Here is a 17,855-nt window from a genome sequence, read left to right as displayed (position 1 = left end):
CGTCACATGTATCTATTATCAATTTTAAGTGTTAGTGTTGCCCATCAACGCTTTTACGAATAAGCATTGGTTATTCAGTGATATGCTAAATTTGACTGGGGTCTTTCAATCCTGGCGCTATTGTGACCTGATGCGTGACGAGTTGCAAGGAAAAGACTAAGATAAAATAGTCGTTATTAATGGAAAATTGAGGGAATTATATGGAGCAGCGAACAACATTCAAATTTGCGTCATTCAATCTTTTGAATTTTGCAGAGCCTCCGTATGCATTTTACCAACCTGAAGAAATGTACTCTGACACTCAATGGACCACTAAAACACAGTTTATCACAGGGCTGATCCAACACATTGACCCCACTGTTATCGTATTTCAAGAAGTGTTCAATCCAGACACTCTCGCATCACTGTGTGAAGATTTAGGGCTCACTCACTTTGCCACGGTGGATTCACCTAAGCCAGATGCTGTCTACTCCAATGTACTTTTTAACCCAGTTGTAGCAATCGCATCTAAACTGCCATTTAAACAGTGTAAACCGTTAGAGCCCAGCCACGAGTTGTTAGAATATTTAAATAACCTCGCCCACTTCAAATTCAACCGGACTCCGATAAAGTGTACATTTGAATTAGATGATTTTGGCTTATTAACCCTCTACGCTGTTCACTTTAAGTCCCAAAGAGTTCATTCAATGGCCCAGTTGCTCGGCGACCCCGACCAAGAAGACCCTTTCTTAACCATGCTCAACCAAACAGTCGGCGCAATGCAGTCTCAAATATCGCGCTCTCTTGAAGCCTCCATTGTGTATTACGATGCATTAAAAACACAGCGAGAAAAAAACTCAGCGACTTTAGTGATGGGTGATTTTAACGCTCATATTACAAGCCCAGCGCTGTCGTTTATGACTGAGCAATTCCCCATTGCAAGTGAATCCAGTTTGATTGAAAGCGTCGGCCTGTATGAGAGCTTTGCAATTGCTGACAATCAACCTGAACTAGGCATCAAACCCCCGACTCACTACTTTCAGGGAGAAGGTAATGTATTGGACTACATTTTAACGTCCAAAGAGTTTTCTCCTCGTCACCCTAGTTCGCAGGTCAATTCACTAACTTATCACAATTACGCCAGCCACTTGGACCCAAAAAGAGATGAAGAGGACATTAGATATTCAGATCATGCAGCAATTGCGATAGAAATTACAATTTAACAAAAAAGCTATGCTATTATCCCTGCCATTAGGTATAGATTGGAAAATACAATGAGAACATTAGGTGTTGAAATTACCGGCAGCGAAGCGATGCTTTGTCTTTTAACGAAAGAAAGTGACGTTTTTGATATTAGGGATATTCGACAAACTCGTTTCACTTTGCCAAATATTGGCCAAGATCATGAAGCAATGCGCAAGTTTCACTTCGACTTGTCAAAACTTGTGGAAGACTACCAAATTGATACTATCGCGATTCGTCAAAGAGCGCATAAAGGCAAGTTTGCAGGTAGTGCTGCTGGTTTCAAAATGGAAGCGGCTTTACAATTAATTCCAAATACAGAAGTTCACCTTTTAAATGCAACTGAAGTAAAAGAACAACTTAAGCGTAACCCTGTGCCTGTTGACTATGAAGAGACAGGTTTGAGAAAGTACCAACAACAAGCGTTTACAAACGCCTATGTACTTATCATGCGCAAAACTTACGGCCACGATGTAGAAGACGAACAAGCTTAAGTATTACGCCTTAAACGATGGTGGGTGACCTTGCTCACCGTCGAAATCTTACTCCCCCATTTACACACTTCTCTTTTTTTAAAATACACTTAAAGACATTAATCTCTGTCAATGTCCGTAATCTTATATATGGTTAATAAGACACTTGGGCATTTATAAGGACATTTAATGTATAAGTTGTTTGAAAAAATTACCAACCCATTTCCAAATCGCAATGCGGATCAACCTCCCAATTCGCTCTATGCCTTCTGTCGTCATTACAGCCGAGGCATGGAATACCCACTTATTATTATGTCTATATGTGCTGCATCGCTAGCGACGTTAGAAGTCGTGTTATTCAGCTTTATGGGAACGCTGGTAGATTGGATGCAAACCATGAGTCCATCCCAACTTTTGAGCAACAAAAGTGAGGCCTTGATTGCGATGGCTGGAATAACCGTCATTGGTATCCCAATATTGGTATTTGTGCATAGCGCATTTTTGCATCAGAGCTTACTCGGTAACTACCCCATGTCTATTAGGTGGCTTGCTCATCGCTATTTATTGAAACAGAGTATGTCGTTTTATCAAGACGACTACGCAGGCAGAATCGCAACGAAGCTCATGCAGACCTCATTGGCCATAAGAGAAGCCGTAATGAAGTTGCTAGACGTATTGGTATACATCGTGGTGTATTTTGGTGCCACATTGGTACTGATAGGCAGTAGCGACCTCTATTTATTATTGCCGCTTTTTGTTTGGTTACTGCTTTACATCGGATTACAGTTTTATTTTTTACCACGTCTCAAGCAAGTCGCTGCGGAACAAGCCAATGCTCGCTCTGAAATGACCGGACGTATTGTTGATAGCTATACCAATATCTCAACTGTAAAACTTTTTTCTTACACTCGCCGTGAGGAACACTATGCTAAAAGCAGCATGGATGTGTTCATGCAACCGGTTTACCGCCAAATGCGCCTAGTAACCAGTCTCAATGTCTGTATTCAAGCTTTGAACTATTTATTAGTTTTCACCATTGCTGCACTCTCTTTATACCTTTGGTCGCAAAACGTCATTTCTGCTGGCGAGATTGCCATTGCAATTAGTCTATCCCTAAGACTTAATGGTATGTCTCAATGGATCATGTGGGAAATTAGCAGCTTATTTGAAAATATAGGCACAGTAGTCGACGGTATGAACACCTTGTCACGACCAGTTGAGGTAACTGATAGTCCAAATTCGAACGAGCTTATCGTGACCGCTGGCGCCATCAGCTTTGACAACGTAACTTTTGCTTACAAGCGCCATGATGAGAATTTACCTAACAATGTCTTCTCATCTCTTTCATTAAAGATTAAAAGCGGTGAGAAAATAGGCATTGTTGGGCGCTCTGGATCAGGTAAATCAACGCTCGTAAACCTGCTGTTGCGGTTTTACGATATTCAAAAAGGGGCTATTTCTATAGATGGGCAAAATATCAATGATATAACCCAAGAAAGTTTAAGAAAGCAAATTGCGATGGTGACACAAGATACTGCTCTGTTGCATCGCAGTATTAGAGATAACGTTTTGTACGGCAGACCAGACGCAACTGAGCAAGAGCTAATGCAAGCCATTTCTAAAGCCCAAGCCAATACTTTTATCAAAGATCTCGAAGATAGCCATGGGAATCAAGGCTTAGAAGCACAAGTTGGTGAACGCGGCGTGAAGCTCTCTGGTGGTCAACGGCAGCGCATAGCTATTGCCAGAGTGCTGCTAAAAGATGCCCCAATATTAATTCTCGACGAAGCTACCTCTGCCTTGGACTCCGAGTCAGAGCATGCCATTCAAACCAGCTTAGATGAGCTAATGCAACAAAAAACAGTTATTGCCATCGCGCATCGACTATCAACCATAGCGCAAATGGACCGACTAATTGTGCTAGAGCAAGGCGTCATCGTCGAACAAGGTTCTCATCGAGAGTTGCTGGCAAAAAATGGCATCTATGCAAAGCTCTGGGCTCACCAAACAGGCGGCTTTATTGGCGTGGATTAACACCACCACAAAACAGTTTACACGCCTGCTCTATAAAGGTTGCAAGTTGCTGCTCATCAACTGGTGGTTGCCATCGAATTGCCATCTCCCAAAAGGTAAGCCTTTTTAAGCCACCCCAGAAAAAAGCAGCTGCAAAGTGTGCGTCATGGTCTCCCAAACACCCAGCCAATGACGCTTCTTCAAACCACACCACCATAGAATGCTCACAGTGGCTAAATTTTTCGTTGAGGCGTTTAGCCTGCGCTTCACTGCGCATAGATTCAATCATCACAATTCGAGAAAGTCTTATATAATCGGGGTCACAGAGTAAGCCAACCACACTTGATGCAAGATGTTTTAGCTGAACTTCAAAGTCATAATTTGGAATAAATTGAATTGCTGTTAGAGGCTCTATTCTCTCAATAAGTAAAATAACCACTGCATCAAACAAAGCTTCTTTGTTGGGGTAATGTTTATATAAAGTCCGTTTTGATACTTCCGCTTTTTGGCAAATCGCCTCCATAGTTGTTGCTTGCAACCCCATAAGCGCAAACTGATCTATCGCAGCACTCAGTATTGCTTGCTGCTTGGCTGACAATTGCGTCATCAATCTTTCTCTCTTTTGATAATTAACATAAGTTTAACTAAAAATCGGGACAATAAAAAGTACACGATACCGTTTATATTTATTCCAAAAAGTACACGGAGCCGTTTACCTTCAAATTAAATAAGTATACACTAGCGTTTACTTGTATAATTGTCGAGTTTATAACCTTAGCTTTGGTGTGAGGAAGGTATGACATGACAAAGTAACCACTAATTTATCCAGTGGAATATTTTATACAAGGCAGTAAGCTAAACTGTTATTATTGATTTAATGCAGCGGTTTAGAAAGCACGATATTAAATAGGATTTGGAGTGTTCATGTATCCAGCATCATTCAAAAGCAAAGTTAAACACCTCTCTTTGGCATTACTTGCCGCAGGTACATTAAGTGCTTGCTCGGAAGCACCACAGCAACAGGCCGGTTTTGGTATGCAACCTGCTAATGTCAGTGTTACACACGTTTCGACGCAAAGTGTACCATTTAACATCGAATTACCAGCAACTCTTCTAGGTGACAAAGAAGTCGAAATCCGCGCCAGAGTACCCGGGCTAATTGAGTCAAGAAACTTTGACGAAGGCCAATATGTAAAGGCGGGTCACTCACTCTTTACCATTGAACTTAAACCTTTTGAGCTTGAATTAGAAAAAGCACAAGCAGATTTGCATGCGGCAGAAGCCAATGTTGCCCAGGCAAAGCGAGAGAAAGACAGATTAGAAAGACTGAAAGATGAGCGCTCAGTATCGAAGCGAGACTTCGACAATGCAGTGTCAGCTTACGATATTTCTTTAGCAAACTTAGAATCTGCAACAGTAGCGCTCAATGAAGCAAAACTTGACTTAGAATATGCGCAGGTTAAAGCTCCGGTATCTGGCATTATTGGTCGAGAAAGAGAATCTCAAGGCAGCTATGTTTCAGGTCCAACCGTATTACTCACAGAATTAACGGACACCAGCGTAATGCGCGCGCGCTTCGGTTTTTCAGAACGCGAACAGCTCGCTATGCGAAAAGATGTTGAGCTTGGCAAGCTGACTTTACCGAATAACAATGAGTTTGACGCGACCATCATTTTGCAAGACGGCTCAACTTACTCTCAGCAAGGCAAAGTAAATTTCTCTGATGTCAGGGTTAACCGCTTCACAGGTACCTCAGAGCTTCAAGCCAGAATAGCTAACCCTAATGGTGAGCTACGACCTGGCCAGTTTGTGCGAGTACAACTGAGTGGTGCAATTAGAAATGAAGCGATTGTAGTCCCTCAAAGAGCCGTATTGGACAATGGCACAGGTAAATTCGTTTATGTGGCAGCTGATAATGAACAAGGGATGAAAGTTGCACTTCCTGCCCCTGTAGAAGTTGGAGAATGGGTGAATTTGAATGGCCAAAACATGTGGGTTATTCGTTCAGGTCTACAACCAGAACAACCAGTCATTATCGAAGGTATGGCGCGTATTTTCTTTCCAGGCATGCCAGTAAATATAGCGGCTGAAGGAGAATAAGCCCTATGTTTTCAAAATACTTTATAGATAGGCCTATTTTTGCCTTTGTGATCTCAATCGTCATTGTGCTAGCCGGCCTCGCAGCTATGCGTACCCTGCCCGTTGCGCAATACCCTGAGATCTCTCCGCCACAAGTACAGGTCACCGCCGTATATCCAGGTGCATCTGCCGATGTCCTAGAACAAACGGTTGCCGCGCCAATTGAGAATGCCATCACTGGCGTTGAAGGCATGATGTATATGGAGTCGATCAGCAGCAGTTCTGGCGCTACGACTATTACGGTGACATTTGAAATTGGCACTGATGTAGATCAAGCCGCTGTTGATGTTAATAACCGAGTTAAACAAGTCGAAGCCCGTTTGCCTGAAGAAACTCGTCGTCAAGGTGTTGTCGTTGCTAAAGGCTCTTCAAGCTTTTTACAAGTTCACGCTTTCTACTCGCCTGACAATAGTCGTTCGAGCCTGTGGACTTCCAACTACGTCACAATGAACATCTTGGATAATATTAAGCGTATCCCTGGCACAACAAATGTGCAGATATTTGGTGCGCGTGATTATGCAATGCGAGTTTGGCTAAGACCTGACATCATGAGTCAGTTGAAAGTTACCGTAGAAGAAGTGACTAGTGCTATTCGTGAACAAAACTCACAATATGCGGCAGGCAGCATTGGCGCAACACCCACTTCAGCGAGCCCTCAAGAACTGGTCTACAGTGTCACAGCACAAGGACGACTCTCAACACCAGAAGAATTCGACAATATAATCATTCGAGCTAACACTGACGGTTCAACATTACGTTTAAAAGATATTGCACGTGTTGAACTTGGCTCAAAAGATTACAACTTTAACGGTACTATCAACGGTAAAGACGCTGTACTACTTGGTATATTTTTACAACCTGGCGCAAATGCTCTAGACGTCGCGAAGGAAGTTGAAGCTGAAATTGAATCCCTCAAAGCACAGTTTCCACAGGGTCTTTCGCACATTAACTCTTATGACACAACGCGTTTTGTTGAAGTTTCTATTCGCGAAGTATTGATCACACTGGGTGAAGCAATGGTGCTAGTTTTCCTAGTGGTTTATCTATTTTTGCAAAACTGGCGTGCAACTTTAATCCCAACACTGGCGGTGCCTGTATCACTACTTGGCACATTTGCTGGCCTCTATATGCTCGGTTACTCAATCAACACCTTAACCCTGTTCGGCATGGTATTGTCAATTGGTATCGTCGTCGATGATGCCATAGTGGTATTAGAAAACGTTGAACGGATCATGCATGAGCAGCACGTAAGCGCCAGAGAAGCAGCCTATAAAGCTATGGAAGAAGTCAGTGGCCCAGTTGTTGCCATCGTACTGGTATTGTGTTCCGTATTTATCCCGATTGCGTTTCTGGGTGGGTTAACGGGCGAGCTATTTAGACAGTTTGCGATCACGATTTCAATTTCGGTCAGTTTATCAGGTGTCGTTGCCTTGACAATGACTCCAGCACTTTGCGTACTTATCCTAAAACACGAGCATAAACAAACTGCCCGCTTCTTCTTGTGGTTTAATGACTGGTTTACGCGTATGACAGGCAAATATGTTGGGTCGGTCAGTTTCATGATCCGCCGCGGTGCATTAGGCTTTTTACTTATGTCTGCGATGGTCGGTGCGACTCTCTTTATGTGGCAAAAAACGCCAGGCTCTCTTGTTCCTGACGAAGATCAAGGGTTTTATATCAGTGCCGTATTTTTACCTGATGGCACCTCTTTAGAAAGAACCACTGAAGTCACAAAACAAGTTATCGAAGCAGCACAGTCTAACCCGGCTAATGAGAATGTTGTTGCGTTCACAGGCTTTGATTTCTTGGGCGGCGGTTACAAAAATAATGCCGCTACGCTCTTCATCACTCAAAAACATTGGGATGAACGTGAGGTAGACACTAAATCTTTGGTTGGTGAGTTATTTATGAAAACCGCACACATCAAAGAAGCACTCGTACTGGCATTTAACCCCCCTGCAATATTTGGTTTGGGTAGTACTGGTGGGTTTGAGTTCTACTTGCAAAATAAAACCGGAGCGGATCCTGAAAAGCTAAAACAAGGCATGCAATTAATGATGAATGCCGCTCAGCAAAGTCCAATTTTAGGGGGCTTGCAAACGCTTTGGCGAGCTGATGCGCCACAGCTCAAAGTTCATATGGACAGAGAGCAAGCACGTGCTATGGGTGTCAATATCAATTCGGCGTTTAACGCGCTTGCTGCAAACCTAGGTAACTACTACGTCAATGACTTCAATAAGTTTGGTCGTTCATGGCAGGTCATTATGTCCGCCGAAGCACAATTTAGAATGACACCGCAAGATGTTGGTCGCATTTATGTTAAAAATAACCAAGGTGATATGGTTCCAATTTCAGCCTTCACGGATATTGAGTTTTCTAGAGGCCCAGAAAGCCTGCACCGCTACAATAACTTATCTGCTGTAAAGCTGATGGGTAACGCAGCACCTGGGTACAGCTCGGGACAAGCCATCGCGGAAATTGAACGCATCGCAGCAGAAGTGCTACCACCTGACATGACCTTTGAGTGGACGGCATCTGCTTTCCAAGAAAAGCGTAGCTCAGGCACAACTGGACTTGCGTTAGGGCTTGCGGTTGTCATGGTCTTCTTAATATTGGCAGCACTTTATGAACGATGGTCTCTGCCTATTTCTGTGCTACTTGCACTTCCTTTTGGTACTTTTGGTGCACTGGTTTCGATTTGGATTGCAGGCTTAACGAATGATGTTTATTTCCAGATTGGTCTAGTTACCCTGCTAGGTCTTGCGAGTAAAAATGCCATTCTAATAGTTGAATACGCCTTGATGAAGCATCAACAAGGCTGGAGTGCTAGTGCAGCAGCTCTCGAAGCGGCAAGGCTAAGATTCCGACCTATCATTATGACATCAATGGCCTTCATCTTAGGTGTTGTACCTCTAGTATTAAGCTCAGGAGCGGGCGCGGGGGCACGACATAGTGTGGGCACAGGCGTCATGGGCGGCATGATGGCCGCAACCTTCCTAGCAGTGTTTTTTGTTCCTCTGTTTTTCTATTGGCTCACCACCAGAAAATTGACAGAAAAGCGGTCAAAACAAGAGCTTGCCAATGAGATAGCAACACACCACAAACGAGATCATACCGATACACAGGAAGACCTCGCTTAAGTTTCAAACATAAAAAATGCCAGTAAAACTGGCATTTTTTATTTCTGCAGCTTCTCGATTACAAATCATAACACCTTAATGGCTGTAAAAACGCCAAACTATTATGTTATTATTCGCAATTATTTACTCCCAAAGGCTATCTCTTTGCGTTTTTATGTTGCTCTAGTACTGTCTCTCATTTTAATTGGCGCTCCATCGGTTTACAGCTCTACCCAAAATACTTGGCAACAAACCTACGATATACTTCGCGCACAAAACACTCGTACTGCATTTGATTACTTAGTAAAGCAAGTCAAAATTACGCAGCCCAGCGCAAAACGTGTCTATATCGGAGCAACACTGACTCGAACGGCCTTAGCACTTAAGCAAGAAGCAACCTTAAACACCCTCATTGAGTATGATAACAGTGAGTACGATGTTATTTTACAACATCTTGTTATGGCCTTAATAAGTGCACATAATAATGAATACGAGCAGACTATGCTTGCTTTTAAGCAAGCTATAACACGCGCGTATACCATAGAGGATCCTGCACTCACTGCAACTGTCGAGCTCTTTTATATCAATGCAAAAATCACATTAGCGAACTACATTCAACTAGACCATCATATCCAAGAGGTGGAGCGCTATGCTAACGTACTGGAAAAACCATTCTGGGGCTTAAATGCATTACAAAATGCAAAGGCGTTGAACGCTAACTTTTTAGGGGATCATGCGTTAGCAATTGAGATGTATCAAAAAGTTATTGCCAACTCAAAATATGAAGGAAACAAGGCCCCCTATTACAATAACCTTGCCCTCACATATCTAGAAATTGGAAATTATAACGATGCCACAAAGTATTTGGAAAAGGCATTGATGCTCAGAAAAGCCCAAAAAAACCAATTTAAAGTCGCTTTGGCCATGCTCAATTTGGGGATTGTTGCCAATAAAGCGGGAAATTATGACCTCTCACTGCAATGGTTAGATAAGGCGTATCAATACTACGTACAGTTTGATAATCCCTATCGTCAAGCCTACGCTCTCGTCCAAAAAGCCAAAGTATATACCAACACGGCAAAAACTAAACTCGCCACACAAGCCTTGGAGCTCGCGCTGTCAAAAATTAGCATGTCGAATAACATTAATTTGATCACTGATATAAGACTACAGGCTGCAGAAAATATGCGTGCACTTGGCCAAATAGAGAAAGCTGTTCAGCAAGCAACACAAGCTAAAGACCTATCTCAAAACGTCAGCGACAAAACTCACCTGATCCAAAGTTTAGAACTTTTGTCAGATTTGTATGCTCAGCAATCAAACTTCGAACAAGCTTATACATTGCAAAAGCAACTCATTGCTGAAAAAGAACAATTTAATAGCCAAAGAGCGATGCAAGCAATGATTGCACTCGAGTCAGAACTTGAAGTGACTGCACAACAGTTAGAAAATATTCGCTTAGAAAAACACAATAATTTGCAATTGGACCAAATCTCTCAGTTAGAGGAGCGACAACAGTTCCAAGCAATTATAATTTTGTTTTCGCTGCTACTTCTGTTCATTAGTTTGCGCGGGTACTCAAAACACAAATACCGAGCGCAACACGACAACCTAACCGGCGCTTTGAATCGCAGTGCATTTTTATCTGTGGTCTCACGTACTAACTTGCCGGCAATTGGCAAACAGCACTGCCTTGTATTGTTCGACTTAGATCACTTTAAACAAGTCAATGATGTGTATGGACACCCAACAGGAGATCGTGCATTAAAACAAACAGCAATGCTGGCAAAAGAGTTTTTCGGTAGCAACGCACTTTTATCTCGTTTTGGCGGGGAGGAGTTCATGCTGTTTCTTCCAAACTTAGCGCGTTCAAGTTGTGTCGATATTATTGAGCAATTCAGAGTGCAACTTAGCAACACCCCAATAGAGACAGAATCTGGAGAAGAAATTAACATTACTGCAAGCTTTTCGAGTTACTACTATCAAAACTCTCCTCAAAGCCTAGACAAGATTTATAGCAAACTCGATGTAGCGCTTTATCAAGCTAAGAAGTCTGGCAGAAATCGCGTGGTGTGCGCACTCTAGCTTTTTTAACGACAAATAAGGCTTAGTGTTTATGACGCATGTCACAGAGATGATAAATCAGGCTGCGTGACATTGTTATTGTTTCCTTGTGAGAAAAGGAGCAATTATGAGAATTACGCAACAAACACCCTATCAAAAGTTATCTCTACGACATTAGCTTGGCACTTAAGAGCATTTAAAGTAGAAAGTAAATGTTCCAATTCGTTGGGCCTTGACTACCTATGACACATCATAAGGCGATGTACATAGTTCAAAACTATAATTGATCGTGTTGATATAAAAACGGGTTGAGCACTTAAATTTACTCAACCCGAAAAGGCCTATTTTAAAGGCCAAATACGACTTTTTCACTTTTCAACATTCTGCTACTCAACATAGTGAAGATAGCAAATAAGGCTAATGTGCCAAAAGATGACAATATCACTTGCATCAGAGGAAGTTCATTGCCCTTAATAACCTCAATCATGGCATACTGCTGCGCTGCAATCGGGATCCATTGTACATAGTCAGTCGCGATATCATAGGTTGTCATCATACTCAAACCTATAGGTACAAATAACACAAAAGCAACGTAAGATTGGGCCTCTTTGAACGACTTTGCCATAAAAGAGACAAACACAAGTAAACTCGCCGACATTAAAGCAATAGGTATTCCTATAAGGGTGCAAAATAGTATAAACATAACGTCTAAATTGATGCTAAAACCAAGTTGCTCCCATGGCACCATGCCATATGCGAACTTGGAAACAATCAAGACTAGCACCAGCCCTATCATCGAATAACTGGCGATAGCAGCTACTTTTGCTAACACTATTTGCGTGCTGCTCAATGGGTGGCTCAATAAAAGCGCCAATGAATTTCGCTCTCGCTCACCTGCACTGGTATCAATTGCTAAGTTCATCGCAGAATAGAATAGCGCAATGATTATAGACAGAGTTGCAATACCTAAAAACATTCCCCCTTTTGAGTCTGGCGTTGCCTGATCATGGGTTTGCACATTGATTGCACGCATAATACTTGGGTCAATACCCCGACTAATAAGCCTAAGTCCTGCGACCTCAGAATTATATCGAGCAAGTGCTGCCTCTAATCGACGAACTGACTTGATCAGTTTGTTATCAGATTTGTCGGCAACTATGGTTACTCGAGCACTGCGACCTTGTGACATATCCTGCTCATAATCTTCATCTATGATGAGTGTAATCGCTTTTGCACTACCCTCTTTACCATGGCTAATATCAAAACCTTCAAGATAACTTACAAGACTAGGCGCTGCATCTGAATTCTCTACTGTAATTTCGAGCGCTTCTGGAGAACTCAATTGTTTCAACAATATAGTAAATAGCAAACACATCACAATTGGTGCACCAATTGCGTAATAGAGACCCGCCATAACCGAGCGTTTATCTCGACTAGCATCGAGCATTTCTTTTTTGTACAGAACTTGAACGAGTTTAATCATGCAGCAAGCCCTTCATCTGATCCAATTAATGCTATAAAAGCCTCTTCCAGTGTTTCCTTTTGAGTCTGTTCACATAATGCTTGAGGAGACCCTTCAGCAACCACTTTACCGCTTGCCATAACAACAACATGGTCGCACAATGCTGCAACTTCTTGCATCACATGACTAGAAAACAAGACACAATGTCCCTGCTCTTTGAGCATAAGCAACAAGTCACGCAAAATGCGTGTACTCATAACATCTAGCCCACGGGTAGGCTCATCAAGAATAATATTTGTCGGCTGATGAACAATCGCTTGGGCTAATGCAGTTTTCATACGCTGCCCTTGTGAAAATCCCTGGCTCTTGCGATCAGCAATATCACCCATTTGAAGTTTTTCAAGTACATTACTTGTTGCTGAGATCGCCTGTTGCTTTTCCATCCCACTAAGCTCTGCAAAAAATTGTATATATTCTCTGGGCGTTAAACGCTCATACAGGCCACATGGGTCGGGGAATAAGCCTAGCTGCTGCTTGGCACGCATAGGCTCAACTGCCACATCAATATTGTCTATCTTGGCAAACCCGCTATCGGCTTGAAGCAGACCAAATACAGTCCGCAAGCAAGTGGTTTTACCTGCACCATTGGGGCCCAAAAGGCCAGTTATCTTGCCATCATCTGCACGAAAACTGAGTTTATCGAGTGCCTGCACTGAGCCAATCTTTTTCTCTAAGTCGGTTACTTCAATCATTATTTTCCTCCTTTACTCTGGTTGGCTACTGGACCATTAATATTCATGAAGTACTGTTTTCGATTGTCTTTGTCCAAACAATCGGTGGTCAGCTCAGAAAACGTCAAAGTATTAATGAATTGCCCTATCACTTTGTTGGCACATGTTTGTGCTGCAACGCCGTGAGTTGCAGATGGCGCTACGAGGTGCTTTGCATTAGACAAATTAACCATAGCAAGCTCCGCCCAGCTGGGCGGCGTTGCGGGGTCTAAACCACCAGAGAGAAGTAAAATAGGTAAGTCTGTTTTTACCGGTTTATAGAATGACTCATCAACTGGCTCTACTTGCCAAATTGGACAAATGGCATCTAACGACTCAATCATCATTTTACCAAAATAGGATTGGCTATATTGAATTCGGTCGGGTTCGGTCAGGTTTGGCCAGTCTTCACCACAGGTGATAGCGCTGTGCATACCCATTGCAATGCCACCTAATGTTGTTTCATTGCCAAGTAATCCAGCCAGTGGGCTATAGTTTCCACGCTTAGCCGAGTCTATTACCAGCGGGATCAATGAACGTGTAGTATGGCTATATAGAGCCATTCTTACCGCGCCTCGCAGTTTACTTTCGGTGATTACAAGTTTGATCTCTTCAAAGGTGCGAGGATGTCTGACTTTTACAGTAATCGGTTTATCTTTAAGCGATGCAATAAGCTCTGCATAGTCATTGGCCAGCGTTGGATATTGCTCTAAACACGCATTGTCAGCCATGCAATCCAAAAACACTTCATTTAGCGCCCCATCTATAGCGTCACCGATCGCAACTAAACTTTGCTGCATCGGTACGACACCGTCAAGTGTTGCACTGGCGACCGACTCTGGGTATTGACGCAAATACTCTTGTGCTATGCGAGTACCATAAGATGCACCATACAGGTGTAATTTGTCATACCCAAGCGCGATTCTCACCGCTTCAAAATCGCTGGCGGCAGCTACGGTTGTAAAGTTTGATAAATCAACCTGCAGTTGCGCTTTGCACTTATTGGTCTCTTCTTGTGTAAAAGTAATAAACGAAAGGGCTTGATCGTCGAACGCAAATTGCTCTTTTATGCTGCCACTATCACATTGCAAAAGTTGAGATTTTCCTGTACCACGCTGGTCCACAAGAATAATATCTCTGTTCTCTCTTGCATACTTTAAGTTACGTGCAAATATTGCCGCCACTTCAATCGCTGATTGCCCAGGACCACCAGCGAATGCTAGAACAGCCTCTTTTGGGTGTAATTGTTTTATTGCCGGTATTACGGCGAAATGAATTTCTATTTTTTCCGAAGATGATTTTTTTGACAGTGGCTGGCTAACCGAACCACACATTAATCGGTCTTGAAGTCCTTCTACATAACACGCTTCAAGAGGCGTATTTTGTTGCGCAGTGGCTATCCCAGAACAGGCAATGGCAAGAGTCGCTAAGCCAGAACTAAACAGCTTAACAAAGTGGCTGCCGTACTTATTCATTACTGTTTTCCTTATGTAAATCAACACCTATTTTTAGATCCGTTGTTGATATTTTTTGTATTAGTGGATTAATACAGAGGGCGTTAGAATAGAGGGCCAACAGAGGCAAGTCAACTGTTCACGTTTCTAATTTAGATGCATAGAATACGCAATCATTAAAACAGATATAGCTGTGATTTTGGCTCCTCGGTAGGTTAATTTGATTGGCGTTGCTTTGAAAAGGTCTGTTCAATAAAAGGCCAGCAAATGCTGGCCTTTTTAGTTATTTTTTACGCTTTTTCTCTTCTTCAACCCACTTACCATCAACAAAGGTTGCTTTCCAGCCTGTGGCTTTTCCTTCAACTTCTGTCATGACATATTGAGTCTTCGTTTTTCGAGAGTACCTAACTACAGCCAAGTTTCCATCGTTATCCTGCTCAGGTGCATCCGCAAGATAATAAAACTTAGGAGAAATACGATCTCTAAATCTCTTCAGCTCTGCCACTTTTGGCGCGCGAGTCTCCCGTGATTTAGGAAATGTATGCGCCGCCAAGAAAATGCCTGATGCACCGTCTCTCAGGACGAAGTGTGCTTCCGACTTTTCACATTCCAATTCAGGTAGCGGAACTGGATCTTCTTTTGGTGGAGCAGGCTCACCGCTTTTCAGCAGTTTGCGCGTATTTTTACAATCTTCTTTTGTACAACCAAAGTACTTGCCAAAACGACCTGACTTGAGCTGCATATCAGCGCCACATTTGTCACACTCAATAACAGGTCCATCATAACCTTTTATCTTGAATGTTCCCTGTTCAACAACATAACCACCACATGCGGGGTTATTACCGCACACATGGATCTTGCGTGTCTCATCTATCAGATATGAGTCCATTGCCGTTTCACAGATTGGGCAGCGTTTTTTCTGTCTTAAACTTTCTGTTTCAGCATCTTCAACATCATCAGCATCAATGGCTTCATCACCAGAGATCAGATTCATTGTTGTTGTGCAACGTTCTTTAGGTGGCAAGCTATACCCGGTACAGCCTAAGAACACACCAGTCGATGCAGTACGAATACCCATTTTTCTGCCACAAGTTGTACAGTCAATGTCTGTCTCGACCATCACATTTTGACGCATGCCGCCTTCGGCTTCGTCTTGACCTGCCAATTCAAGCTGCTGTGAAAAATCCGCATAAAACTTATCAAGAACATGAGTCCATTCCCTTTCACCTTCAGCAATGTCATCCAAACGGCCTTCCATTTTTGCTGTAAAGTCAAAGTTCATTAGATCGTTAAAGTTCTCAACTAAGCGGTCTGTGACTATCTCTCCCATTTTTTCAGCGAAGAAACGTCTATTTTCTACACGTACATAACCACGCTCTTGGATTGTCGAGATAATCGCTGCGTAAGTAGACGGACGACCAATCCCTCTTTTTTCCAATTCTTTAACTAAGCTTGCTTCACTGTATCTAGCCGGTGGCTTAGTGAAGTGCTGTTTAGGATCAAGGCTCACTAAGTCAACGTTGTCACCTACGGCCACAGCAGGCAATGCTTGCTCTTCTTCGTTCTTTTTGCGCACTGCTGGTTGTACTTTAGTCCAACCGTCAAATCTCAGTACACGCCCACGCGCTTTCAACGTATAGTCGTTTGCACCAAGAGTGATATTGGTCAGGTCATACTCAGCAGGCGTCATTTGGCAAGCAACAAACTGTCGCCAAATAAGCTCATATAACTTCTTAGCGTCCGCATCTACGCCTTCAACATGCCCTGACAATACATTTACGTCAGACGGTCTAATTGCTTCGTGCGCTTCCTGAGCATTACCTTTGGCGCTATATTTTATAGGTGCTTTTGGCAAGTACTTATCGCCAAAGTTACCTTGAATATAGTCGCGACACATTTCAACAGCATCATTTGACAGGTTTGTTGAGTCGGTACGCATATACGTTATGTAACCTGCTTCATACAAACGTTGCGCCAACATCATGGTTTTCTTTACGCCGTAACCCAATCTGGTGCTCGCAGCCTGCTGCATAGTTGAAGTAATAAAAGGTGCACTCGGCTTACTCTTACTTGGCTTCTCTTCAACTTTAACAACAGAAAGACTTGCGCTTTCAATATCCGCTACTGCTTTTAATGCTTCTTGCTCGTTAACGGGCTTAAACGCTTGACCTTGATACTTTGTCACAGCAAAGCGAACATCGCTTGCTGCCAGCTTAGTATCGGCATGAATATCCCAGAACTCTTCAGGGATAAACGCTTTAATTTCTCTTTCTCGCTCAACCAACAAACGCACAGCAACTGACTGAACTCGGCCTGCTGATAACCCACGTGCGACTTTTTGCCACAGTAGAGGTGAAACCATAAAACCTACAACTCGGTCTAGAAAACGGCGAGCTTGTTGTGCATACACCATATCAGTATTGAGCTGGCCAGGCGCCTCAAACGCTTGCGTAATCGCGTTTTTGGTTATCTCGTTAAATACCACCCGCTTATACTTTGACGCATCGCCACCGATGATCTCTTCAAGGTGCCAAGCGATTGCTTCTCCTTCTCTATCCAAATCGGTTGCGAGATAGATGTGGTCTGCATCTTGAGCAAGCTTTGTAAGCTCTTGGACAACTTTTTCCTTGCCAGGCAACACTTCATAGTGAGGCTCCCAGCCCTTCTCAGGGTCTATGCCCATTCTTGCAACTAAATTAGCGTAGTCCTTCTGTTTGCGATATGCCGCCTTCTCTTCTGGTGACATTTTACGTACTTCAGCCGGAGACTTGGTAGCAACCCCTTTGGTTTTACCCGCTCCTGACGTTGGTAGATCACGAACATGACCTACACTGGATTTCACAATGTAGTCTTTTCCCAAATACTTATTAATAGTTTTGGCCTTTGCGGGAGACTCTACGATTACTAGCGATTTGCCCATATTTGCCTATTTTGACTAATTTTGTCTGTTGTGCCCTCTTGGGCGTTATTATTTATAGGTATATCCACAAACACCTATTGTTACAAGCTTTTCATTCTAACTTTTATCTGAACAGTGATTAATTAAGCAATTGTTGCTTCATTTTTACTCAATCACATCTTTGGACTTGTTAAAGAGGCGAATATAGCGGATATGTGAGGAAATTCAAGCGTTAATAAAA

The 17,855-nt window shown here is 42.8% G+C and carries 11 protein-coding genes; 6 read left to right on the top strand and 5 right to left on the bottom strand.

Going from position 1 to position 17,855, the window contains the following annotated elements; genetic code table 11:
* Positions 1–200: 200 nt before the first annotated feature.
* From N483_RS20565 to N483_RS20555, 3 genes are all read left to right on the top strand, one after another.
* Positions 201–1,202: an endonuclease/exonuclease/phosphatase family protein gene (locus N483_RS20565; protein ID WP_023398352.1), complete on the top strand. Its 1,002-nt coding sequence runs from the start codon at positions 201–203 to the stop codon at positions 1,200–1,202.
* 51 nt (positions 1,203–1,253) lie between these two features.
* Positions 1,254–1,715 carry a DUF3010 family protein gene (locus tag N483_RS20560; RefSeq protein WP_023398353.1) on the top strand — a complete coding sequence of 154 codons (462 nt, stop codon included), beginning with the start codon at positions 1,254–1,256 and terminating at the stop codon, positions 1,713–1,715.
* 168 nt (positions 1,716–1,883) lie between these two features.
* A complete protein-coding gene (locus N483_RS20555; RefSeq protein WP_023398354.1) occupies positions 1,884–3,728 on the top strand; it encodes an ABC transporter ATP-binding protein in 1,845 nt (614 codons plus the stop codon).
* Here the strand turns inward: N483_RS20555 and N483_RS20550 are convergent.
* Complete coding sequence (locus N483_RS20550) at positions 3,712–4,314, bottom strand: TetR/AcrR family transcriptional regulator (RefSeq protein WP_023398355.1); 603 nt, start codon at positions 4,312–4,314, stop codon at positions 3,712–3,714. The two genes, N483_RS20555 and N483_RS20550, sit on opposite strands and share 17 nt — an antisense overlap.
* A gap of 317 nt (positions 4,315–4,631) precedes the next feature.
* On the opposite strand from N483_RS20550, the gene N483_RS20545 reads away from it, so the two are divergent.
* The 3 genes from N483_RS20545 (at position 4,632) to N483_RS20535 (ending at position 11,050) form a co-directional block, all read left to right on the top strand.
* Positions 4,632–5,807, top strand: a complete 1,176-nt coding sequence (locus tag N483_RS20545) for an efflux RND transporter periplasmic adaptor subunit (protein WP_023398356.1) — start codon at positions 4,632–4,634, stop codon at positions 5,805–5,807.
* A gap of 5 nt (positions 5,808–5,812) precedes the next feature.
* Positions 5,813–8,986 (top strand): efflux RND transporter permease subunit, encoded by a 3,174-nt coding sequence (locus tag N483_RS20540; RefSeq protein WP_023398357.1) that lies wholly within the window; start codon positions 5,813–5,815, stop codon positions 8,984–8,986.
* Between the two features lie 144 nt (positions 8,987–9,130).
* Positions 9,131–11,050, top strand: a complete 1,920-nt coding sequence (locus N483_RS20535; RefSeq protein ID WP_172642402.1) for a tetratricopeptide repeat-containing diguanylate cyclase — start codon at positions 9,131–9,133, stop codon at positions 11,048–11,050.
* 325 nt (positions 11,051–11,375) lie between these two features.
* Here N483_RS20535 and N483_RS20530 read toward each other — a convergent pair whose 3' ends face one another.
* The 4 genes from N483_RS20530 to topA form a co-directional block, all read right to left on the bottom strand.
* Positions 11,376–12,512 (bottom strand): ABC transporter permease, encoded by a 1,137-nt coding sequence (locus N483_RS20530; RefSeq protein WP_023398359.1) that lies wholly within the window; start codon positions 12,510–12,512, stop codon positions 11,376–11,378.
* On the bottom strand, positions 12,509–13,243 hold the full coding sequence (locus N483_RS20525) for an ATP-binding cassette domain-containing protein (protein ID WP_023398360.1): 735 nt from the start codon (positions 13,241–13,243) through the stop codon (positions 12,509–12,511). The genes N483_RS20530 and N483_RS20525 overlap by 4 nt, the downstream gene beginning before the upstream one ends.
* Positions 13,243–14,736, bottom strand: a complete 1,494-nt coding sequence (locus tag N483_RS20520) for an alpha/beta hydrolase (protein WP_023398361.1) — start codon at positions 14,734–14,736, stop codon at positions 13,243–13,245. The genes N483_RS20525 and N483_RS20520 overlap by 1 nt, the downstream gene beginning before the upstream one ends.
* Positions 14,737–14,998: 262 nt before the next feature.
* Entirely contained in the window at positions 14,999–17,635 is a 2,637-nt protein-coding gene (gene topA, locus N483_RS20515) for a type I DNA topoisomerase (protein WP_023398362.1), read from the bottom strand.
* Between the last annotated feature and the right edge of the window lie 220 nt (positions 17,636–17,855).

The sequence above is a fragment of the Pseudoalteromonas luteoviolacea NCIMB 1944 genome, assembly GCF_001625565.1.
GTDB classification, from domain to species: domain Bacteria; phylum Pseudomonadota; class Gammaproteobacteria; order Enterobacterales; family Alteromonadaceae; genus Pseudoalteromonas; species Pseudoalteromonas luteoviolacea_F.
The sequence above is the reverse complement of the archived record's forward strand: the minus strand, read 5'-3'. Positions and strand labels throughout refer to the sequence as shown.